Consider the following 23336-nt stretch of genomic DNA (forward strand, 5'->3'; position numbering starts at 1 on the left):
AGGCAAGAATCACATGTTTGAGCCTAATGATAATAGCCCTGATTACTGCTCAAAGCAGTAATCTTAAAAAAAATAGCAAGACACCTCCCTAAGGGTGGCAAGACCGACAGTCACTATCGCAGACTACAGCGATTTTTTGCCGAAGCGAGGATAGACTACGATCAACTGGCTTTAATGATATATCGACTATTTGGGCTAGGCAAAGTCACCTTAACCATTGACCGCACCAACTGGAAATGGGGTAAAAGTAACCTCAACATCTTTATGCTAGGGGTGGTATATAAAGGGATAGCCATCCCCTTATACTGGCAAATGCTAGATAAGCGAGGTAATACAAACCATCTTGAACGCTGTGAACTTATTGAGCGGTTTATCAAACAATTTGGCAAAGATAACCTTGAGATGATAGTAGCAGACAGAGAGTTTGTTGGCGAAAAATGGTTTAACTGGCTCACCAATAATCACATACCCTTTGCCATACGGATTAAGAAGAACAGTAAAGTTAAGAATCATCATGGCAAGTTGGTACAGATTAAAGAGTTATTGCGCCATGTTAGCCATCAAGAAACATATCGACATGGGCGAATACTGACTGTCGATGGTTGTTTGGTTCGAGTATTTGCCAAGCGTGATAAAGACTATGGTTTAGTGATTGTGGCCACCAATCAACTAGAAACAGTGGATGCGATGACAAGCTATGCTAAGCTAAGCGTTGGGAGATTGAGACTTTATTTGCTTGTCTAAAGGGCCGTGGCTTTAATCTTGAAGATACCCACTTAACCCATCTTGATCGGGTCAGTAAATTAGTCGCAGTGAACGCCTTAGCATTTTGTTGGGCTTATCATGTCGGTATTTATAAAGACAAAGATAAGCCGTTAAAGCGCAAGTTGGGGAGTTTCCCAAACTTTGTGTAACTGCTTATAATCCACTAACAGGAGAATAAGCAATGACTAACCAATCTGACATCAAGAAACTGGCTGAGCAAATGGCCAGCAGCATGAAAAGCTTCGATGACATCAAAGACTTTCAAAAGCAGCTCATGCAGTCCTTCATCGACACTGCCCTAGAAGCAGAAATGGAAGAGCATCTCGGCTACCCCAAGCATGAAAAGGCAGACAGGCCTAATAAGCGCAATGGGCACACTAAAAAGAGAGTCCGTAGCGACACAGGCGAGCTTGAGATCTCCACCCCCAGAGACCGCGACAGTAGCTTTGAGCCTGTACTTGTCAGTAAGCATCAAACCCGTATTTCAGGTCTTGATGATAAAATCATATTTCACTACAGGCATAGCCTTACGTCTTGCGCTTCGGGCAAGTGTCTCCCAGACACTTGCTGATCCTCGCTCATACGCCAAAGGTCAAACCACCACTGAGATCGTAGAGAGCATTAAAGAGCTCTACGATGTCGACATCTCAAGCTCTCTTGTCTCAAGAGTCACCGATAACATATTAGAGGACATCACCGCTTGGCAGAACCGGCCGCTGAGCAGTGTTTATCCTATCGTCTATTTAGACTGCATTGTCATTAAAGTACGTCAAGACAAGCAGATCATCAACAAGGCAATCTATCTGGCCTTAGGCGTTGCTCTTGATGGTAAAAAAGAGCTGCTTGGCATGTGGCTATCAGAGAACGAGGGCGCTAAATTCTGGCTTGGTGTTCTCACTGAGCTACAAAACCACGGGGTTCAAGATATTCTTATTGCCTGTGTAGACGGCCTAAAAGGCTTCCCTGATGCCATTAATACGGTCTACCCTAACGCTCAGGTTCAGCTGTGTATCGTGCATATGGTGCGCTATTCGATGAAGTTCGTACCTTGGACGGACAAGAAGGCCGTAGCAGCTGATTTAAAGGCCATCTACGGTGCTGATACGCTTGAGATGGCAGAGGCCAACCTTGAGCACTTTGATGAAGTATGGGGCAAAGAGTACCCGCATGTCATCAAGTCTTGGCGTAATAACTGGGAGGGCTTAACGGTGTTCTTTGAGTACCCTAAAGACATCAGAAAAGTCATTTATACCACCAATGCGATAGAGTCGCTAAATAGTGTCATTCGAACAGCGGTGAATAAGCGTAAGGTGTTTCCCTCTGATCAAGCCGCCTTCAAGGTGGTCTATTTGGCAACTCAACAGGCATCGTCAAGGTGGTCGATGCCGATTCGTAACTGGACGGCGGCTCTTAATCGCTTTATAATTATGTTTGATGATCGTATCAGTAAGCATTTAATCTAAATGGCAGTTACACAGAATCTGGGATGGGCTCTTGCTGGTATCATTAATTTCGAGCTAAACCTATGACTTTTGCAAGAGGTCTACTGACTAATCATTTTCTAAGAATAAGGAAGTTACTATGAAGCGTATTATGATGTTATCTGCACTAAGTGGTGTTTTAGCGCTTACAGGCTGCTCGACAATGGATAAAGTATTTGGCACTAATATGTCAGGAATGAATGATAACCAGATGGTTAGTAGCAGCGCCGTACCAGTGACTAGTAGAAACGGTATGCTGGTTGATTCTACTAATTACATGACGCTATATACCTTTGACAAAGACACTGCCAATAAGTCGAACTGTACAGGTGATTGTTTAGCGGCTTGGCCAGCACTTACCGCCCCTAACAATGCCAAAAGCGTCGGTCAGTTCTCGACTTTTCAGCGTGATGACGGTACTTATCAGTGGGCTGCCAATAACATGCCGTTATACTTCTTTGTAAAAGACACTAAAGCTGGAGATGCAAACGGCGATAATGTAAAAGGCGTTTGGCATATTGTTCCAACTCAATAAAGCCCAATATATTGTAGAGACAAAAAACAGCAGCTATAACTAGTTATAGCTGGTGTTTTTTTATAGTGATACTGTCTGCAATAATACTTTTTAATACTACCTTATTAAGCAGGTCTGTTCGCCTCATCTTCAGAAGCAAGTGCTGCCTTTTTCCTATATAAAGGAAAGAAGTCAGAATTCAAATCTTCCTCGCTCAGACCAACCTTGGCTACCAATTCGGCATATTTCTCTGGGTTGACAATGAGTCTATAGGTTTTAAAATCAAACTCCTCAGAGGGGGAGCTAAAGCCTTTTTTATATTTGTATAGTGAGTCGAGGCTAGCACCAAGGCCACCGCCAAGGTGAAGTAATTTATAGTTATTTTCCCGCCCCCAGTCTCTTGCCACATGAGTAATCAGTTTAGCAGGCTGCAGTTTTCTATAATCGTCGAGCGTTCCTCCTAAATGATACTGCATAATCCCTGACTCCTCACAGGCAGTGTATAAAGAAGAAGCAATAGGCTTATCTTCTTGATAAGCCGTTATCAACAGCAATCTGCCTTGTAGGTTTTTAGACAAATTATAGTAATAATTGTCATCAAAAAAATAATAATCAGTGGCACCAACATTCGCCATCGTCTCTTCATAAATCTTTGAAAAGATTTTAGCGTTTTCTTCGTCCAACGCTTCAACCTTAGTAGTCACATCCATTTTCATTGCTTTTTTGATGCCACGGCGGTGCTGATTTTGAGTTTCTTGCCAGTATTCTTCTTCAGATTTAGTCAAATCAGAGGCTACTGTTAAGCCATGCTTTATTATTTTGCCAATAGCTGGGGGGCGCTCTCGTTCTTTGTTAATGATGGGATGCAGGCGCATAAACAAAGAGACACAGCCTTCTTCATAAAGAAAATCCTGAAGGCCTTTCAACATAATATCCAGCTCATCAGTGGTCACAGTGTCGTCAACCAGCGGACCGCCATACCCATAAGTAGAAGTGGCATCCCAGTACTTAGCGTCAATCTCTCTTATCATTAAAGGCAAATATATTTTTTTATTATTATAACCCCAGTTCGGGATAAGTGATTCATTAAGCTGCTGATAGTATTGATATTTTCTATTACTCTTGAAGACCAGCTAAGTCTTTGAAGACAGGCTTCTCTATAAACTACTGTCAAAAGCATGACTTTATAAGGTCAGATAATAATTATACAAATAGTATCAACAACTTAAGCACTGGCTTATCCCGAACTGGGGTTTTACTACTAAAATCAATCTTCTGTCAAAATATCAATAAAACTCTGCCAAATGGGGCTTTGATGACGCGCTTTATGCCACACCAGCCACCACGTGCGCGCTAAATCAATACCTGCTACTTTCACCTGCACCAGCTCTGCTTTATCCAATTCTGCTTGAATGACATACTGCGATAAGCAGCCAAGCCCAATATCGGCGCTGACCATATGCTTAATGGCTTCTGACTGCTGAATTGCCATGACAATCTCGGCATGCGGTAGATGCTGCAATAACTGCTCATCGATAATCTGCCGCGTCCCCGAACCCGCCTCTCGTACCAGTAATGGCAGCCTTGCCAATCGTTCAGCGCTGAGCTCATAGCATTTTTCTTTATGGTTATAGTCCATGTTTGCCAGCCATTTACTATGAGATTTAGCAAATACCATCAAGGTATCGGTCCGCCAAGCGCGCTGCTCAATGACTTTCATATCTGTCGGGCGCGGCATACCTTCTACAAGCGCAATATCGATATTTAATTGCTCAACCTCGCCGACCACTTCTTGGGTATTGGCAATATACATATCGATATGGGCATCGGGTAGCGCTTCGTACAATTTGGCAAGCAGCGGTGGCAATACATAATTACCGATAGTCGTGCTAGCACCAATATGAATCTGCCCTGCTTGATGCTTATGATAATGCTCAAGCGTTAAAGCTTGTCCCAAAATCGCTTGTGCCTGTATATAGATAGGATGGGCGTTTGGATGCTGATTGAGCCTGCGCCCGACGCGCTCAAATAGCGGCATTTGTAACCGCGCCTCCAGCTCAGTGAGTGCACTGCTGACCGCTGATTGCGATAAATGCAGCTCTTCACTGGCACGGCTGGTACTGCCAGTTTGATAAATACTGACAAACACTGATAATTGCTTGAGGGTAATCTTTGGTAATACCTGCATGGCTTTTTTCATAATTTCTCTGACACCCTATCTTATTGATACAACCTAAAAACCACCTGTTATTTTAAAAACCCTTTATTATCTAAAAAACCATCTTTTTAGCCCAAAGACTTTTATTAACCTAAAAAATCGATAGTTTTTATCTAATTAATCTGTTTTTATTATAGATTGGTCTGCCTTATAATGTCTATTCATAAGCTTATGCTTATTTCGATTATGGACAATAGGACACTTCGTCATGCACGCCTTAACTAAAACAGTGACCAACTACTTCCCAACCAATCGCCATTTCGCAGGTTTGATAGTGGTGTTTGTCGGTAGCTTATTTTGCTTATGGCTAAATACGAGCTTGGATGTCTGGAGTCACGGGCGCATTATAGGCTTGTCTTCGTTAACGCTAGCGATTTTGATCGGTATGATATTGGGCAATACCGTTTATTCTAGTTTCGCTGAGCAGCTACATGTGGGCGTGACATTTGCCAAAGGTCAAATACTGCGTCTCGCCATCATGTTTTATGGCTTTAAGCTGACCCTAACGCAAGTATCAAGTGTCGGACTGTCTGCGGTGATGAGCGATGCGTTGGTATTGACCTCGACTTTTTTAATCACTTATTGGTTAGGTACAAAATGGCTCAAAGTCGATAAACAAACGACGTTATTGATTGGTGCAGGCGCGAGTATTTGCGGGGCAGCAGCTGTTATCGCCGCAGAGCCAGTGATCAAGGCCGAAGCGCACAAAGTCACTATCGCTGTGGCTACGGTCGTGGTCTTTGGCACCATTGCGATGCTGCTTTATCCGTTTTTATACCATCTTGGTTGGTTGCAACCTTGGCTAAATGCTCAGCAGTACGGGATTTATACGGGTGCCACCATTCATGAAGTGGCGCAAGTCGTCGTCGCTGGTAACGCAGTCAGTCCCGAAGTGGGTGACACAGCGGTTGTCACCAAGATGATACGCGTGATGATGCTCGCGCCGTTCTTATTGGTTTTATCTTTTGCGTTGACCAAAGGCAGTAACGATCAAGGTAACAAACCCTCTGTAATGAGCCGCATTCAACAAGTCAAAGTGCCTTGGTTTGCCTTCATATTCATTGCCATCGTCTTACTGCACACTTGGGTGCCGATGACCGCAAGCTTTGAGCGTAGTATGGTGATACTAGACGATGTGCTGCTCACCATGGCAATGTTTGCGCTGGGTCTAACCACGCATTTGGGCGCTATCAAACAAGCTGGCGTTAAACCCCTTATCTTAGGTGCGATTATGTTTGCTTGGTTAATCGTTGGTGGCGGCTTGATCAATATTGGCATCGCTTCACTGTAAAAAAGCTATTTAACCCCAGTTCGGGATAAGCCACATTGTAACTCATTGATACTATTTACAATGTTGCTACCTGTCCCTGCTGAGGCATATTTTTGATGGTGGGTTTATAGGGAAACCAGCAATAAGCAATTAAACCTGACAGCAAGTTTGTGATAAACCCCGTGACACTACGATGGCGTGAGTGTTCGATTTGGCACAAGTTTTTAAGCTCTCCAAACACCGTTTCAACCAAAGAGCGATGATTGAGTAGTGCCTCATCCATAGGCTCAAGTAATTGGGGTTTCATATTACGCCGAAGTTTGGTTATCAACGTGGTATCACTGTGTTTTGTGAGCCACTCGTTTAGGGCTTTACTGATATAGCCTCTATCCCCAAACACCTTGCCAAACACAGGCGTTGCCATATCCTTAACAGGCGCTCTATCATCGGTATTACCCTCAGTGACTTTGACGGATACCAGCTCACCTTTATGATTGATAATGGCGTGTAGCTTAAAGCCATAGAACCAGCCCATGCTGCTTTTGCCTCGGGTTGCAAGTCCTTCAAAGACTTTATGACGGTAGATACGTTTGTTATGACAAACTGCTATCTTGGTTGAATCAATATAGCTGATACCCGTACAGTCGCCCATCATGCTTTGCAAGTAGGCACATAGTGGCATGATACTGCGCGGCACAAGCTTTATAAATCGCGAGTAGCTCGGCAGATTTGGAAACTCCCGTTTCATCATGCCAAGCATGTGATGGTAGTAAAACGCCTTAAACTGTCGATAACGTAATTGATGAAACAGTACCAAGATGGTCATAATCTCTGCTACACTTATCTGGCATGCTCTTAGCCGTTGACGGCCCGTTGCGATTAAATGAGCGTCAAACTCAGGTTTGAATTGCTGATAAAAGTCGTCAATATGGCAGTATAGTTCGGTTAGGTTGTCCATGTAAGAAGTCCTTGTTGTGAAGTTTGTCTTGGTAAACTCACTTTAGCAATTTTGGGCTTCTTTTTTTATCTTTTTTTGAGCGCTTATCCCGAATTGGGGTTAAATATCAAATGCAACAATAAACAATAAATGACGAGAGGGTATGTATGAAACCTGATAACCATAACTTAACTTTTAAGCAGCATAAATTGTTTGGTGCGCTTATCCTACTGACAGTGACATCGTCGTTATTTGCTTGTAGCGAAACCAATACCACTGCTGCAACCACAGCGACTGTAGAGACGGCAACAGACAGCCAGAATTCAAAAGTCCAAACGCCTAAAACGGTGACTCCGAGCGCTAGCAGTAACAGTGATGCGCTGAGAAACGTCTCTGCGACGGTTTATAAAGATGCCAATTGTGGCTGCTGTAAAGAGTGGATTAGCCATGCCGAAGATCATGGTATGACCGCTGAGGGGCAAGATGTTGCCGACTTAGCGGTATTTAAACAGCGCTACGGCGTCCCTAATAATATGCGCTCTTGTCACACCACGGTCACGAGTGATGGTTATGTGTTTGAAGGCCATGTACCCGCTAAGCATGTTGCAGAGTTTTTAGCAAACCCGCCAAGCGACGCCATTGGCCTTGCTGTACCGGGTATGCCTATGGGGAGTCCTGGTATGGAATATAACAATCAGTTCGACCCTTATCAAATCATGCAAATAAATAAAGATGGTAGCACAGCGGTATATGCTGAGGTTGATAGCGCCAATGCCCAGTTATAGCTGAAAAGGATGATTTTTACTGTCCATCGCTAACTTATTAATAACCCCAGTTCGGGATAAGCGCTCAAAAAAAAGATAAAAAAAGAAGTCCGAAGTTGCTAAAGTAAGTTTACCAAGACCACTTAAGCAAAAAGGACTTCTTACATGGACAACCTAACCGAACTATACTGCCATATTGACGACTTTTATCAGCAATTCAAACCTGAGTTTGACGCTCATTTAATCGCAACGGGACACCAAAGGTTAAGAGCATGCAAGATAAGTGTAGCAGAGATGATGACCATCTTGGTACTGTTTCATCAACTGCGGTATCGACAGTTTAAGGCGTTTTACTACCATCACATGCTTGGCATGATGAAACGGGCGTTTCCAAATCTGCCGAGCTACTCGCGATTTATAGAGCTTGTGCCGCGCAGTATCATGCCACTGTGCAGCTACTTGCAAAGCATGATGGGCGACTGTACGGGTATCAGCTATATTGATTCAACCAAGATAGCAGTTTGTCATAACAAGCGTATCTACCGTCATAAAGTCTTTAAGGGACTTGCAACCCGAGGCAAAAGTAGCATGGGTTGGTTTTACGGCTTTAAGCTACACGCCATTATCAATCATAAAGGTGAGCTGGTCTCCGTCAAAGTCACTGCGGGTAATACCGATGATAGAGCGCCTGTTAAGGATATGGCAACGCCTGTGTTTGGCAAGGTGTTTGGGGATAGAGGCATGGTTGCCTGTGCGGTACTAATTCTAAATAGTGAGCAGCAAGCAAACCTTTGCCACCGTATTTACTCATGGTCCCACTGTTAAAAAGTCTTTAGTAGAGTTATTAAGCCATATACCTCTTCTGCGGGAAGCTGAAAATGAGCTGTCTGTTATGTTTAATCAAGACTTTCTATAGTCATCCGTCCAATTATTTCACTAGCAAAACACCATAGCCGTTTTTTACTTCTTTACTAATAGGTTATACAGCTATTGATAGCACCACTTTCAAAAGCTGTCCTACATACGGTTCTAGTATTATGAAACTTACTGTAATAATCATTTGTTAAGGGATCTGTTGATTGATTTCAATATTAACTTGAGTCTGTTCAGCGCTAATCACTACTGGGTTACCTGATAGATCACCCGACTCTGCGGACGCAGTCCCACTATGGCTAACACGAGCAACGACTGCTAACTGAGTTTTGTCGCTACGGGCAGATTGTAACGTGCGTTCTGGCATCATCGCATCAAGATCGCTTAAACGGATACTGGCTTTACCTTGCTTGATGATACTAATAGGTAAACGTTTGGCGGCAAACGGAGGGCCCCCTTTCACATCACGTATCGCTACAAACAACACATCATTGGCTTTAACCAATGGTAATAGACTCGCATCAATAGAGACGGTAACTTCGATACCTTGCGCGGCTTGCTGCTCTTGCTCGATGACATTAGCACTTAGCTCATCAAGGCTCGCTAGCGCTTTACTATGGTCACCTGGTTTGGCAGCGATGCTCTCACGTAAACGCTTAATCCAACCTTGCGCTTCTGCAAAGTTACTACCACGTGCCTCACCCATTGCCATTAGCATCTGCGCACCTTCATGCTGTGGATTTTTGGCAAGGACATCTTGTAATACACGGCGGCTACTGGCATCAAGCTGACCTTTATTGGCAAAAAAGCTAATCTGCGCATAAGTGGTCGCAATCTCTTCATTGTCTGGTGACAGACGGTAAGCGCGTGACAAAGCTTCAATCGCTGAGTCGGTAGCTTCAAGCGATAAAAACAGCTCTGACAAACGCATCCAGCGATCAGGATCATCGGCATGACGATAAACGTTGGTCTGCATCGCGCTGATAAGCTGCTGGCCGTTTTCGATTGCCCATACAGGTGGCTGATCGATTTTGCCAGTCAACAAGTCATCAGCGACTTTTCCGACCTTGTCTTCGGCCGTCCACAGATCAAACACAGGCGTTCGGTCACCCACCATCAGATACGCCAGCGCAGCCAATACAGGCACCCAAACCATGAGGATCAAGCGGCTTTTGATACCAGGGGTGACCATCGGCGTGACTTCACGCTGGGCATCCAATAGTTGCCGCTCAAGCTCAAGCTTTTGGTTTTGGTAGTGAGCATCATCGATGGTGCCACTGTCTTTGTCTGTTTTTAGCTCTGCCAGACGCTCGCGAAACACCGCCACGTTGATATCTAGTAGCTGGTTGTCCACAGAAGTGCCTGATGTACGCGTGGCGCGCAGCCATGGCATGATGGTAATAACAGCAAGGAGTAAGGCAATCAGTAAGCTTAGAGCAATAAATAAGCCAGCAGTAGAGAATATGGTCATTTTTTGTCCTCGGGGCTTGTGGTGTCATGAGCGTCATTATCGGTGCTATTGGCACGCGATAGCAGACGATCAAGTTCGGCTTTTTCGGCGGCAGTCAGCTCCGAGGCGGTATTATCTACCGTCACTCTACTCTGACCGCTCGCTACCAGCTGGCGGCGACGGCTTTGCCAAAACCACCCTATCAATAATACGATCAGTAGCAATGGCGGAAAAAACCATAAAATCCATGTCGATGGACGTACAGGCGGCTTGTAGCTGATAAAATCGCCGTAGCGCTCTTGCATATAATCCCGGATTTCCGCATCACTACGTCTGTCTTTAATCAAATCATAGACTTTTTGCTTTAAGTCTTGGGCAATCGGTGCATCAGAACCTGCCAAGTTTTGGTTTTGGCATTTCGGGCAACGTAGCTCTTCGATCAATCCTCGGTATTGTGCTTCTTGTTGGACAGAATCAAAATCATAGACGTCAATCGCCGCATAGCTGGTCACACTTAGGAGACAGGCAAGTATTAAGCTCGCTACTTTTATCGTAACGGCCTTTATTGAAAGGGCTATCATTTGCACACCTCTTCAACCTGAATCGCATCTGGACTGACGTTATTATCATTGGCATCATTGAGTACCGTTAAGCAAGGCTCAATACGATCTTGCCAGTTACTCTCGTTAATCTCACCAACAATGTGCTGGCGAATAACGCCTTCACCATCGACAGTGAAAGTCTCAGGCGCACCCGTCAACCCTAAGTCCAAGGCAAACTGGCCGGACAAATCCTGAATAGACATCGAAAAGGGATCACCGCCTCGGTTGAGATAGCTGAGCGCATCACCGATATCGTCTTTATAATTCACGCCAACCAGATTGACACCACGCTCTTCTAGTTGCATCAAAAAAGGATGCTCAATAACGCAAGTTGGGCACCAAGAGCCCCAAATATTCATCAAAAAGGGCTCATCAGGTAAGTTGTCATTGGTCATGATCCGACTGGTATCGGACAACAATGGCAGCTCAAACGCTGGTACTGGGCGTTCAAGCGCGGTATTGGTTACGATTTCAGTCGGCTGCCCCAAACGAAAATAAAGCATAACCATAACAGCAGCAAAGATGATCAGCGGGATCAAAAACCATATTCTAATTTGGCTTTTTTTCATTGTTCGATTACCTTTTGTTTCAGGGGGTTGCTCGGAAAAATGATTAGACTTAGTCATTTTGCTTCTCCCCTATTAGTGTCGTGTTATTAGTAGTGCTTTTAACATCTAAATCAGTAACCGTCGTAAAGCCTGACTTACTCGCTGCAATTTGTGCAGGGGTCTTGGATGTTTTGAGACGATAGCGCCTATCAAGCATACTCAGCAGACCACCCAATGCCATAATAATAGCGCCGAGCCATATCCAACGAATCAATGGCTTCACATAAATACGTACGGCCCATTTATTACTGCCTTCAGCTATAGGTTCACCAAGTGCGACGTACACATCACGCATCAGACTGTCATCAATCGCTGCTTCGGTCATTGGCATCATGCTAATAATGTAATTGCGTTTTTCAGGGTATAACGTAGTCACAGCACGGCTATCTTTACTCACTTCGACCTCAGCTTGGGTCGCATCATAGTTACTGCCTTTGACTTCGCGGAAGCCTTTAACGGTGAAGTCGTAACCTTGGACATGGACCGTTTCGCCAACACTCAATGCCACATCGCGCTCGATACTCAAGGTACTGGTAAAGGCAACACCGATGACCGCTACAATCACACCAATATGTGCCGTTTGCTGACCCCAGTAGCTTAAACGCAGCTTATTTAAGCCTTGCAAAAAGCTTGGTGCATTTTTGGTTTTGTCTTTGAAATCAACCACCATCCAGAACAGTACCCAAAAACTTACTGCTAGTGTTACACCAATATTAAGCATGGCAGATGGACTGACAAAGTAAGTGATGACTGCAGCTAATACTAGACTGCTCGCCGCAATGACCATACCAACGCCTAACAATGGACGCTTATCTTGTTTCCAGCGGATATTGGAGCCCATACCCATGGCAACCAGCAATAGCCATGTTAAAGGCACAAATAGCGCATTAAAGTACGGAGGACCTACCGATACCTGACCCAAGCTAAAGGCGTCGGCAATGATAGGATAGAGGGTACCAAGCAATACCACTAACGTTGCAATCAAAATGATGATGTTGTTAATGACTAAAAATGACTCACGCGAAACTAGTTGATACTGACTTTCAATCGTCAAACGCCAGCCACGCAGCGCAAACATCAGCAAACCACCACCGACGATGATGCCAAGAATCACTAAAATTACCAGACCACGAGTGGGGTCAGCGGCAAACGAATGCACTGAGGTAATAACCCCTGAACGTACAAGGAAAGTACCCAAGAGACTTAAGGCAAAAGCAAAGATAGCCAGCATAATGGTCCATGCTTTAAAGACACCGCGCTTCTCAGTCACTGCCAACGAATGCAGCAAGGCTAAACCGGCAAGCCAAGGCATCAGTGAGGCGTTTTCTACAGGATCCCAAAACCACCAGCCGCCCCAGCCAAGCTCATAATACGCCCACCAAGAGCCAAGAGCGATACCAACGGTCAAAAACCCCCAAGCCGCTAGCGCCCATGGACGCGACCAACGTGTCCATACTGCATCCAAACGCCCTTCCCACAATGCCGCCATACAAAAAGCAAATGGCACCGCTAAGCCCACATAACCCATATACAGCATCGGTGGGTGAACGATCAGCCCAAAATCCTGCAAAAGTGGGTTGAGATCTACCCCATCTACGGGCAGATTGGGCAAGGTACGATCAAATGGCGACGAGGTAAAAATCAGCATCGCTAGCATCATGACCTGCACACCGGCCAATATCACGAGTACCCGCGCGCGCATCGACAACGGTAAGCCACGGCTAAAATAGGAGACCAGCGCGCACCACGTGGCCATGATGGTCATCCACAACAAGAGCGAGCCTTCGTGTCCGCCCCATGTCGCCGAGAGTTTATAGTACCAAGGCAACAAAGTATTAGAGTGCTGCGTGACATAGACGAGACTAAAGTCATTGAAATAAAAGCCTGCCATCAATGCAACAAATGAAAAAATCATGGCAGCAAACTGTGCCCACGCGAGACTGGGCGCGAGACGCTGCCAAGCAACGTGATCGCGCATGACGCCAACGGTTGGTAATACCACCTGCAAAATCGCCAATATAAAGGCGGCCAGCAAGGCAAAATAACCCAATTCTGTGATTAACATACGGTCTAACCCTGTTTACTCTAATATGATTTAAGCTCACTGTAACGGTTGGATTTTTATTATTGGAAACTATTGAAATTTACTGCTATCTCTAGCTCCAATTGTTTTCGAAGTGTTTTGAAAAGCGTGCCGAAAGTAATAGACAATCATAAATATACAACCATCTTTTGTTAGGTAAGAAGAATATTGAATTAGTTAACCGGACTTATAACAGCCTAATGCCATCTAAATAAGACCTAGACGATCACACCTGAAAGACAGGCGCGAATCCACCGCCTGGCGTACGGAAGTTAGTCACCTGACCTTGATACACACGCGCAGCAGGTAGTAACAGTTTTCCGCCATACGTATAAAGACGTATATCTACCTTTCTTGTTGTTACGATGTCATCAATTTTGAGTGATCTCTCTCCTGCAGGGACAAAGGTCTGTGCGATATAATCTTCATCCAGAATGTTTTCGAAGACGCGTCGAGTCAGTTTGCTACCGCGATAAACGCCTTTGCTTCCATGACCAGCAACTGGCTTAAAAAACAGTTGCCGCCGAGTAAGCCACAACTCTGCTGCATCGTCTCTTGATACAATCTTAGTCCTCGGTACAGACCTTTCGAGGCACTCCACTGCAGCCTCATCCAGACCCCAAGAGCGCAATATTTGGGAGTCTGATAGCAATGTCAGGTTTTGCTTATTGGCCAACATAGCATGTACGCGGGGATTGGGTGTCACTACCACAGCACCCTCTAAATAAGCCTGCTTAAGCAATACATGGTCAGGGTCCTCAAATGCAAAGTCGACAAGCCGATTGTAAATCATATCGATTTTCTGGCCATGGGCTGTTAACGTACCGTCGATATACTCGAGTTCAGAGGGATCAAGTATCACAGTATCAATACCTCTAGCTTGGAGCAGTTGACAGGCTAACTCAAACTCTAAGAACATGAACTGACTCTCGGGGTCATTGTCCACAATGGCTATCCGATTGGGCATAGCAACAGCGGACTGTCGCTGCCATTCCTGTTTGAACATGTCAAACACTGCTTCCTCGAACCTATCTAGCATTTGATTGGTTACAGCGCTTTGCTCTGAGGGGTTGCAACAGCGTTTTTGTGCGCGAGCGAGCAACACATTCAGAAATGCGCCACCGGCATTAGTATTGACCTCGATGAGCTGAGGTCCATCGCTACCCAAGTGAAAGTCATAACCCATGAGGGCCCCTATTGGGCCTGGGTCGAAAGCAGCTATTTCTGGTGCCCACGACAGCACTTGCTCTTGATACAATGGCAGTTCGGCAGCTGACTCGATAGCCCTGACGATTCGCTCCATCGCCTCTATCTCTGTTTTGGGAACGAACACGGGTGTTGCTGAAAAAAGCTTATTAAGCTCGTTCGCTCCTATTGGATTGTTTCTAGTTTCTACCAATTGATCTTGAAGGCTTGTATTAAGCGCTTTACGATCAAGGGTAATGCAGTAGCACTCTTGGTTAAGTCGATTTGCAAGACCGTCATTTTTTTCGTTGTTATTAGTTGGGTGTTCCATTTAGAGTCCGTCGCTAAGTAGAGTACTCACGCTGACATACTCTAGTAAAAAGTAAAAAAGGTTCTTGGCGTGTTTAAGTAGTGCTAGCTACTTTCTAATGTTTCATTCCCTGAGACTAAATCATTATTTCGTTCATTTTTAATTAATATCTTTGCTAAGAGTAAACCCAGCTCAAATAATAGCCACATAGGAATCGCCAACAACAGCATTGATACACCATCAGGCGGTGTCACTACCGCGGCGATCCCAAAACAGCCGACTATGATATAACGACGCTTATCTTCTAAACTTTGAGTAGAAACGATTCCGGCCATTATCAGCAATAAGGTAACCACTGGAATCTCAAAAGTCAGTCCAAACACCATAAATAGCTTGAGGGCAAAGCTCAGATAACTGTCAATATCGGTCATTGGTATAACGTTCTGCGGAGCGAACATAATAAAAAATTTCAATACCCCTTTGAGTACGACAAAGTAGGAAAAAGCAACACCAGCATAAAATAGAAATATCGAAGATAGCAGTACAGGAATGGCAATTTTCTTCTCTTTTTTATATAAGCCGGAAGCTACAAATGACCAAATTTGATACAGGATATAAGGCATTGCTAAAAATGCGGCGACGAATATCGTTAAGCGAATGGGTGCCATAAAGTTTGACGTTATATCAGTGGCAATCATGGTCGAATTGATGGGTAACTGCGCCACTAATGGGTCTGATAAAAGATTATAAAGCTCGCGTGAAAATCCCACCAATACTAAGAATATAATTAAGACGACCACGCATATTCTTATTAAGTGCGTACGCAGCTCGATTAAATGTCCGGTAATAGGCATATCGCCAAGCGTACCTAACGTATCTCCAGACTCACTATTCTGTGTTGTATCTGTTGGCGCCTCAAACTCTATATCTGTTATTTTTTCTTGTCGACTTTTTTGCCGTTTAAATAGGCTCACTGATCCGCCTCCTGTTTAATGAACGAGGAGGTAGTATTCTGTTGATGGTCTTTATCATAAGGGGTGATTGACTGATGTGAAGCGTCTAGGCTTTGGTTCTGTGACTGCTCAAACTTTTGCATACTGCCACGCATTTCTGCTAATTCGCGCTTCATATCCGACTCGGTCTGACGGATTTTCGCAAGTTCATTTTGCATTTGTTGACGTGTTTCAGCTAGATCAAGCTCAGCTTCTATTTCAGATTGTAGAGTGGATACTGTACGGCGCAGTTTGGCATACCATTGCCCAGCGGTACGTGCGGCTTGCGGCAGTTTTTCTGGGCCCAATACGATTAAAGCAATGACGCCAAACAAGAGTAATTCGGAAAACCCAATATCAAACATAACAGTCACATATATTAATAGACTACTTAGTGCCGCTATTTATAAGCGGCGCGCTTCATACTTTAGGCTGGTCATCAGTGGAAATAGGGCTGATTTCCATATCATCAGCCTGATTACCTACACGCGTATTTAAATCATTACTTGCAGCTGGCGTACTATTTTCATGGCTAAGCACATGATTTTTGCGAGCATTCTCGGGTTCTTCATCTTTGACCGCTTCTTTAAAACCCTTCACCGCACCGCCTAAATCTTTACCTGCATTTTTAAGCTTGGCAGTACCAAATACGACCACCACTACGACCAATAAAATCAGCCAATGTGTAATAGAAAAGCTGCCCATAACGGTATCCTTATATTTTGTGATCTTGTTTAGACCAGTATGTGTCAGTGTGCTTTAGAACACTTTTTACCGTACCAGAATTATAGTTTCAAACGGCGCAATCGCAGCGCGTTAGCAATCACCGAGAATGACGACAAGCTCATCGCTGCCGCTGCTATCATCGGACTGAGCAGAAGCCCAAATATGGGATAGAGCACACCTGCGGCAATAGGAACACCAAGTGCATTGTAGATAAAGGCAAAAAACAGATTCTGTCTGATATTGCGCATGGTGGCGTGGCTAAGCTTATAAGCTTTGGCAATGCCCATTAAATCACCTTTTAGCAGGGTAATGCCCGCACTCTCCATCGCCACATCGGTACCGGTTCCCATAGCGATACCAACATTAGCTTGCGCTAGCGCTGGTGCGTCGTTGATACCATCACCCGCCATAGCGACCAATTTACCGCTGTCTTGCATTTCTTTGACGATACGGTTTTTATCCTCTGGTGAAACATCCGCATGAACTTCATCAATACCTAATTTATTAGCGACTGCCTGAGCAGTTTTTTCGTTGTCACCGGTTAGCATCACAACTTTTAAACCTGCGTCATGAAGCAGTGAAATAGCCTCTTTAGTGCTTGGTTTAATAGGGTCAGCAACTGAAATAATACCAGCAGCTTTACCGTCTATAGCCACAAACATTACCGTTTCACCGTCTTTTCTACGGACATCAGCTTTAGTGGACAGCTCATTATCAAAACTATTTAGGCTTTCCATAAGCTTAGAGTTACCAATAGCGACTTTCTTACCATCGACCACGGCTTGTACGCCTTCGCCAGTAGTCGAATTAAAGTCAGTAGCTTTAGGAATAATGAGTGATCTTTCTTGAGCTGCTCTAACGATAGCTTCTGCTAAAGGATGCTCGCTAGCGCTTTCTACTGAGGCTACCAATGCGAGGAACTCGTCTTCATCTTGACCTACCTGCGCATCAATTGCGGTAAGCTCGGGCTTACCAGCGGTCAGTGTTCCGGTCTTGTCGACGACAATGGTATCGACTTTTTCCATACTCTCTAACGCTTCAGCATTTTTGATGAGGACGCCGTTTTGCGCGCCTTTGCCGGTACCAACCATAATGGACATCGGCGTCGCTAGACCAAGGGCACAAGGACAAGCAATAATCAGTACCGCAATCGCGTTAACCAAAGCATAGGTCATAGCGGGCTCAGGGCCGAATATCGCCCAGACAATAAAGGTTATGATAGAGGTGACAATAACAATAGGTACGAACCAACCCGCCACTTGATCTACCAATTTCTGTATAGGTGCGCGGCTACGCTGGGCTTCAGCAACCATTTGTACAATTTTAGATAATACTGAATCTGCTCCAACATTGACCGCTTCGACTAATAGCGTTCCGGTGCCATTTACCGTACCACCAGTCACTGTATCTCCTGCTACTTTTGATACAGGGATTGGCTCACCCGTCACCATTGATTCATCAACACTACTATTACCATCGATCACTGTACCATCTACGGGTAGTTTCTCACCTGGTTTAACCCGTAGCTTATCGCCAGTGACGACCTCATCAAGCGAGACTTCGACTTCTTCACCGTTTTCATCGACACGTCTTGCGGTTGGTGGTGCGAGCTCAAGCAAAGCTCTAATCGCACCTGAAGTTTGACTTCTAGCTTTGAGCTCTAATACTTGACCCAGTAGCACCAAGGTCACAATGACCGCTGCCGCTTCATAGTAGACTCCGACTTGACCAGAGGCATCTCTGAAACTGTCTGGGAAAATATCGGGAAAAAAGGTCGCGACAATACTAAAAATATAAGCAGCGCCTACGCCTATCGCAATCAAGGTAAACATATTTAGATTGCGGCTTTTTATAGACTGCCAGCCACGGACGAAAAACGGGGCGGCGCCCCAAAGCACTACAGGGGTCGCGAGCACTAACTCAGCCCATTGTAAGATCTTTGAAGAGATACCATACTGACTAAAATTAACTACGTTTAAGTCAAACATACCGCTCATCACATATATTAATAGCGGTACAGTCAACACGGTACATATCCAAAAACGACGAGTCATGTCGTCAAGCTCTGAGGTGTCCTCTTCACCGATAGTAAGCGTTTCGGGCTCAAGCGCCATACCACATATCGGACAACCGCTATTTCTAACGTCTCTCACTTCAGGATGCATAGGACAGGTATATACCGTGCCATCGTAATCAGCAGGTACTTTATCGTATTTACCGCCTTTAACAGATTTTACTCCGCTACTATCAGTATCCTTTCCATGACAACTGGCGTGACTATCATCTTTAGCAACTTCGTCTTCAGGTTTAAGAAACATGCCACATATTGGGCAGTCACTTTTTTCAACATCTCTTACTTCTGGATGCATAGGACAAATATAAATCGTGCCGTTATAATTTTCTGGTATCTTGTCGTACTTATTGCCTTCGACAGACTTTAACTCAGTACTATTATTAGCATCCGCTTTATGACAATGCGCATGACTGCCCTCATTACTGTTGGATTCAGCAACCTCGTCTTCAGGTTTGAGAAACATGCCGCATATCGGACAATCGCTCTTCTCAGTATCTCTAACCTCAGGATGCATCGGGCAGATATAAACCGTACCACTATAGTTTTCTGGCACTTTATCGTACTGACCACCTTTGATAGATTTTTCATCGGCAATATGTTTCATAAAATCACTCCTTGAAGACAATAAATAAAGCTTTTAAAGCACAATCATCAACCTTTAATTGCTATTCATCTAATTACTAATCTAGATATCTCGAAAATTAAGTTTCAATTGGAACTTAATCTTTATTACGCAAATATTTGAGTAAGGCCATAATAGTCAATATCAGTACCGCAAAAACCAGTACTGTAAACAATAAGGAGACAATAGATTCTCCCCAACCCATACCGTGCATCGATCCATTCATCATGCCGTGCATAGTCCCGTTCATCATACCGTGCATCATAATAACCATTACAAGGACTCCTTATTTGTTATTTCCTTAGTATAAGTAATGATATAGTGCTAGTGTGTGAACGTACACCTCTCAATAGTCTGCTTACTTAATAACACCTAATACAAAGTGCTCAAAATTTGTGACTGCCTATTCCAACTCATCAATAAGCGCTTGCATCTCACCGATTTCACGCTTTTGTGCTTCGATAATGTCATCAGCAAGCTGGCGTACACGTGGATCTTCGATATCAGCACGCGAACTGGTCAAAATAGCAATCGAGTGATGCGGTATCATCGCCTGCATCCAATCCACTTGATTCTACTAATAAATACTAGCGCAATCGATTTACTCAAATTGAAAAGGTTTGCTGACTATTAATACACTAATACCTTCGACCTATTTTGCGAACCAACGATATAGTGGCACGAACAAGATGGCGAAATACCAACCGTAAAGATATGATTCTACAAGTCCAATTAGAAAACCTGTCCACGTCAACCACTCAAAGCCAGGTAGCAGAGGCGCCCAAGCTTCATGCATACTTATCTGTTCGGGTGCAAGTAAGCCAAAGCCTATGCATAACAGGTAACTAATGAGTAGAAACAACGATACACTGTTGCCAACAGGGACAATTCTCAAAGGACTTGTCGTTAAGTTTGATTTGGCCATCTTAGTAATCCTCACTATTGTATGATGTGGTTCAAGCTCAAGATAACCAATCGTATCTAACCATGCTAACTCTAAGGATTTGTATGAATTAAAGCTTTATCCTGTATTGATATTACTTTTTAACTCGTGCGGCGGCGGCAAGTTGACGCCATTGACCCCATTGAGGAATAAACATTGGCACTTGCTGTTTGTAAGCAAGGTAGTCTTTACCAAACTCTTCAAACATATGCCGTTCCTCACGTCGAGCTAACCATGTGTATACAAGCACAATCACTGGAAACAGACCGATTGAAAACAGAGTTGGCCAATGCACCACACCCTCACCGAACAGTGCAATAAACAACCCGGTGTACTGAGGATGACGTACGTAGGCATAGAGTCCATCAGTTACTAAACGATTTTCCCCTCGTGCTTTGTGGACTTGGCGCCAACCTTGAGCAAAAAGACCGACTCCTAAAAATGCAATAGCATAGCCGAGTAGCATTGAGATCATCATGCCTGTCTCACCTAAACCAACAAGGGTCGACCATAAGCTAGCGCTGACATATTGGCTGTCCAAACCAAAAAACCGTACTAATAAATATATAGTGAGCGGAAAGCCATACATTTCTGCGTAAAGTGCAATAATGAAAGCCTGAACTACACCAGCACCCGCCCATTCACGCCAGTTCTTTGGTGCGAAATAACGGTAAAAGAACCAAGAAATCAGAACAATAACAATTAGTGCGAGACCCCAAGTTCCAGCGTGATTAAATGACTCATTCATAGCTTACTTTCCCTGTTGTCTTTATGAATATCGTATTGCATGAAATCAATTCTTGAAGATAGTAAGCAGACGCTTAAATCTATGCAATTTTTAACCAAACAATTTTCTGTAAACTCTTTGATGTTACTGTCAATGATGGTCTGCAAGCGTATCTTTTTCGATAGCTTTTTTCCTCGCTGAAGATTTCAGGTAAACCTGCTCAGCCACAGCAATCACTACAATAGTGACGACTGCTACGCCAAGTACGAATGGATCTGAGTTTAGTTTAATCCAGACAAAACCGCCGAGAACCAACAGGTCAAGAAGTATGGCCACTATAGGCACCCACATCACCGCCTTTATATCCTGACGAAGGTATCGCAAAACACCCCAATGAATGGCGATATCCATAATTAGATAGAAAACAATGCCAAGCGCTGCAATTCGTGATAAGTCAAATAACGTCGTAAAAGCTAAACCCAACACCACAGTATAGACCAACGTATGTTTTTGAACGCTTCCCGGCATTCCCAAATGACGATGAGGCACCAGCTTCATCTCAGTCAACATAGCAAGCATACGAGAGACTGCGAAGATGCTAGCAAGGAGGCCGCCAGCGGTAGCTACCATTGCGATTGCAACTGTGAACCATAGACCATAGTCGCCAAGTGCTGGGCGTGCGGCGGCAGCCAAGGAGTAATCTTTAGTTTCGATGATTTCGGCAAGAGATAGATTACTAGACACCGCGAAACCGACTAGAGTGTAAATAACTACGCATATTGCGATTGATATTACAATGGCACGGCCGACGTTGCGATGAGGATTTTTTACTTCCGAGCCACTGTTGGTAATCGTGGTAAAGCCTTTAAATGCCAGTATGCCTAGCGCCGTTGCGCCAAGAAAGTCACCAACAGTATTAGTGTCATCTAATGTAGAAGAATCAACTGCAAAGCTATCAGCTAGCCAGATACCAACCAACCCGAATATAAGAATACCGACAATTTTTATAATACCGATAACCGATGCAACCCCCTGAATCCAACGATTACCAAGTAAATTGATAAAGAACGCAGCAAGAATAAGCGCGGCGCCAAGGATGGATACCATGCGACCGCTGTCATCGCCACCGAATAACTGCATAGTGTATGACCCGAACGTCCGGGCCAAAAAGCTCTGCGCTATAACCATGGAGAAATACATCAGCAGGGCATTAAATCCAGTCGGTAAACGATCTCCGTATGCCTGATGCAGGTACATTGCAACACCGCCAGCCGACGGGTAAGCGTTAGAGATTTTGATATAAGAATAGGCACTAAAAGAAACAACGATTGCGGCGGCTAGAAAAGCAAGTGGGAAAAGCGAACCCGTCATCTGAGCCATCTGACCGGTCAGAGCGAAAATACCAGCACCGATCATGACACCGGTACCTAGCATAACTGTTCCTGATAATGTCAAACTATCCTTCTGATAGCGAGTCGTTCTATCTTGCTTCATACTTATTCGACCTTAATTTATTTCTTCGTAGAACTTCAGTTTTACAGGTTATTTTTGAAGTAAGGAGTAGGTATAGTTAGAATTAAAAGACGCGATATAGTAAATAGTTTTTAAAGAAGAGCTTACTTATTGGTATCATAATATATTATTCCAACTCATCAATAAGTGCTTGCATCTCACCGATTTCACGCTTTTGTGCTTCGATAATGTCATCAGCAAGCTGACGTACACGTGGATCTTCGATATCAGCACGCGAACTGGTCAAAATAGCAATCGAGTGATGCGGTATCATCGCCTGCATCCAATCCACTTGATCGACCGTTTGCTGAGAGCGTACGCCCCAAAGACCAAAGGCAAATAAAACTACGCTAACCCCATAAACCATCAAGTTTATCTTGGTTTTTTTATACATATTGGTCATAAAGGCGAGCATGATAATTGCCATTACCGCGCCCATATACAGCGCCATATAAGCTCGGGTTTCACTAAAGTAAATATGATCCCACTGATAGGTGTTAAAATACATCATGATAAACATCACCACTGTGGATGTTAAAATCATGATTGTGAACTTTACATAAGGGTTCATTTGCTTCTGTTTATTATCCATATGGTTATTCATATTCTTGTCCTTAATTTAGTAAAAAGGCACCTAAATAAAGAGGTGCCTTTTTTTAGAGCTAGTGTTATAAACTGTT

General features: G+C 44.1%; 21 protein-coding genes and 3 pseudogenes. 6 read left to right on the plus strand and 18 right to left on the minus strand.

The annotated features are described in order from the left end of the window. The first annotated feature begins 72 nt into the window (after positions 1-72). The 3 genes and pseudogenes from AK825_RS14600 to AK825_RS10895 all read left to right on the plus strand — a co-directional run bounded on the left by AK825_RS14600 (position 73) and on the right by AK825_RS10895 (position 2781). A complete protein-coding gene (locus tag AK825_RS14600) occupies positions 73-744 on the plus strand; it encodes a transposase (protein WP_227514164.1) in 672 nt (223 codons plus the stop codon). A 202-nt stretch (positions 745-946) separates the two neighbouring features. Further along, positions 947-2228, plus strand: a pseudogene (locus AK825_RS10890) (IS256 family transposase). Between the two features lie 118 nt (positions 2229-2346). Continuing rightward, positions 2347-2781: a hypothetical protein gene (locus tag AK825_RS10895; RefSeq protein ID WP_068037304.1), complete on the plus strand. Its 435-nt coding sequence runs from the start codon at positions 2347-2349 to the stop codon at positions 2779-2781. A 104-nt stretch (positions 2782-2885) separates the two neighbouring features. Here the strand turns inward: AK825_RS10895 and AK825_RS10900 are convergent, their stop codons facing one another. Both AK825_RS10900 and AK825_RS10905 read right to left on the minus strand, forming a co-directional pair. Continuing rightward, a complete protein-coding gene (locus AK825_RS10900; protein WP_157822716.1) occupies positions 2886-3713 on the minus strand; it encodes a GNAT family N-acetyltransferase in 828 nt (275 codons plus the stop codon). Positions 3714-4027: 314 nt separating this feature from the next. Then, a complete protein-coding gene (locus AK825_RS10905; protein WP_068037308.1) occupies positions 4028-4960 on the minus strand; it encodes a LysR substrate-binding domain-containing protein in 933 nt (310 codons plus the stop codon). Positions 4961-5186: 226 nt separating this feature from the next. Between AK825_RS10905 and AK825_RS10910 the strand changes: the two genes are divergently transcribed. Then, a complete protein-coding gene (locus AK825_RS10910) occupies positions 5187-6269 on the plus strand; it encodes a YeiH family protein (RefSeq protein ID WP_068037311.1) in 1083 nt (360 codons plus the stop codon). Positions 6270-6324: 55 nt separating this feature from the next. Here the strand turns inward: AK825_RS10910 and AK825_RS10915 are convergent, their stop codons facing one another. Further along, entirely contained in the window at positions 6325-7206 is an 882-nt protein-coding gene (locus tag AK825_RS10915; RefSeq protein WP_068037314.1) for an IS982 family transposase, read from the minus strand. Positions 7207-7352: 146 nt separating this feature from the next. Between AK825_RS10915 and AK825_RS10920 the strand changes: the two genes are divergently transcribed. Further along, positions 7353-7970 (plus strand): DUF411 domain-containing protein, encoded by a 618-nt coding sequence (locus AK825_RS10920; protein WP_068037317.1) that lies wholly within the window; start codon positions 7353-7355, stop codon positions 7968-7970. Positions 7971-8114: 144 nt separating this feature from the next. Continuing rightward, a pseudogene (locus tag AK825_RS10925) lies at positions 8115-8708 on the plus strand (IS982 family transposase); the annotation flags it as partial. 304 nt (positions 8709-9012) lie between these two features. On the opposite strand, the gene ccmI reads toward AK825_RS10925, so the two are convergent. The 15 genes and pseudogenes from ccmI to AK825_RS10995 form a co-directional block, all read right to left on the minus strand. Further along, a complete protein-coding gene (ccmI, locus tag AK825_RS10930) occupies positions 9013-10293 on the minus strand; it encodes a c-type cytochrome biogenesis protein CcmI (protein WP_062844964.1) in 1281 nt (426 codons plus the stop codon). Next, positions 10290-10853, minus strand: coding sequence for a cytochrome c-type biogenesis protein (locus AK825_RS10935; RefSeq protein ID WP_062844965.1), 564 nt, complete (start codon positions 10851-10853; stop codon positions 10290-10292). The genes ccmI and AK825_RS10935 overlap by 4 nt, the downstream gene beginning before the upstream one ends. Then, on the minus strand, positions 10850-11500 hold the full coding sequence (locus AK825_RS10940) for a DsbE family thiol:disulfide interchange protein (RefSeq protein ID WP_058025866.1): 651 nt from the start codon (positions 11498-11500) through the stop codon (positions 10850-10852). The genes AK825_RS10935 and AK825_RS10940 overlap by 4 nt, the downstream gene beginning before the upstream one ends. After that, positions 11493-13547: a heme lyase CcmF/NrfE family subunit gene (locus AK825_RS10945; protein WP_068037320.1), complete on the minus strand. Its 2055-nt coding sequence runs from the start codon at positions 13545-13547 to the stop codon at positions 11493-11495. The genes AK825_RS10940 and AK825_RS10945 overlap by 8 nt, the downstream gene beginning before the upstream one ends. 244 nt (positions 13548-13791) lie before the next feature. Further along, positions 13792-15081, minus strand: coding sequence for a hypothetical protein (locus tag AK825_RS10950; protein WP_068037323.1), 1290 nt, complete (start codon positions 15079-15081; stop codon positions 13792-13794). Positions 15082-15164: 83 nt separating this feature from the next. Continuing rightward, positions 15165-16034, minus strand: a complete 870-nt coding sequence (gene tatC, locus AK825_RS10955; protein ID WP_068037325.1) for a twin-arginine translocase subunit TatC — start codon at positions 16032-16034, stop codon at positions 15165-15167. Continuing rightward, the gene (gene tatB / locus AK825_RS10960) at positions 16031-16417 is read right to left on the minus strand and encodes a Sec-independent protein translocase protein TatB (RefSeq protein WP_036599454.1); all 387 of its coding nucleotides are present in this window, start codon (positions 16415-16417) and stop codon (positions 16031-16033) included. Before tatB ends, tatC begins: the two co-directional genes overlap by 4 nt. A gap of 55 nt (positions 16418-16472) precedes the next feature. Further along, positions 16473-16757 carry a Sec-independent protein translocase subunit TatA gene (gene tatA / locus AK825_RS10965; protein ID WP_011959992.1) on the minus strand — a complete coding sequence of 95 codons (285 nt, stop codon included), beginning with the start codon at positions 16755-16757 and terminating at the stop codon, positions 16473-16475. An 80-nt stretch (positions 16758-16837) separates the two neighbouring features. Next, positions 16838-19456, minus strand: a complete 2619-nt coding sequence (locus AK825_RS10970) for a copper-translocating P-type ATPase (RefSeq protein WP_068037328.1) — start codon at positions 19454-19456, stop codon at positions 16838-16840. A gap of 115 nt (positions 19457-19571) precedes the next feature. Next, the gene (locus tag AK825_RS14765) at positions 19572-19748 is read right to left on the minus strand and encodes a hypothetical protein (RefSeq protein WP_157769651.1); all 177 of its coding nucleotides are present in this window, start codon (positions 19746-19748) and stop codon (positions 19572-19574) included. Between the two features lie 129 nt (positions 19749-19877). Continuing rightward, positions 19878-20048, minus strand: a pseudogene (locus AK825_RS10975) (DUF305 domain-containing protein); the annotation flags it as partial. 78 nt (positions 20049-20126) lie between these two features. Then, positions 20127-20399, minus strand: coding sequence for a DUF5676 family membrane protein (locus AK825_RS10980; RefSeq protein ID WP_068037331.1), 273 nt, complete (start codon positions 20397-20399; stop codon positions 20127-20129). Positions 20400-20511: 112 nt separating this feature from the next. Then, complete coding sequence (locus AK825_RS10985) at positions 20512-21165, minus strand: isoprenylcysteine carboxylmethyltransferase family protein (protein ID WP_068037334.1); 654 nt, start codon at positions 21163-21165, stop codon at positions 20512-20514. A gap of 129 nt (positions 21166-21294) precedes the next feature. After that, positions 21295-22638: an APC family permease gene (locus AK825_RS10990; protein WP_068037337.1), complete on the minus strand. Its 1344-nt coding sequence runs from the start codon at positions 22636-22638 to the stop codon at positions 21295-21297. Between the two features lie 145 nt (positions 22639-22783). Continuing rightward, positions 22784-23260 (minus strand): DUF305 domain-containing protein, encoded by a 477-nt coding sequence (locus tag AK825_RS10995; RefSeq protein ID WP_068037340.1) that lies wholly within the window; start codon positions 23258-23260, stop codon positions 22784-22786. Positions 23261-23336 lie beyond the last annotated feature (76 nt).

Origin of the sequence: Psychrobacter sp. P11G5 (assembly GCF_001593305.1) — a bacterium.
GTDB lineage: Bacteria > Pseudomonadota > Gammaproteobacteria > Pseudomonadales > Moraxellaceae > Psychrobacter.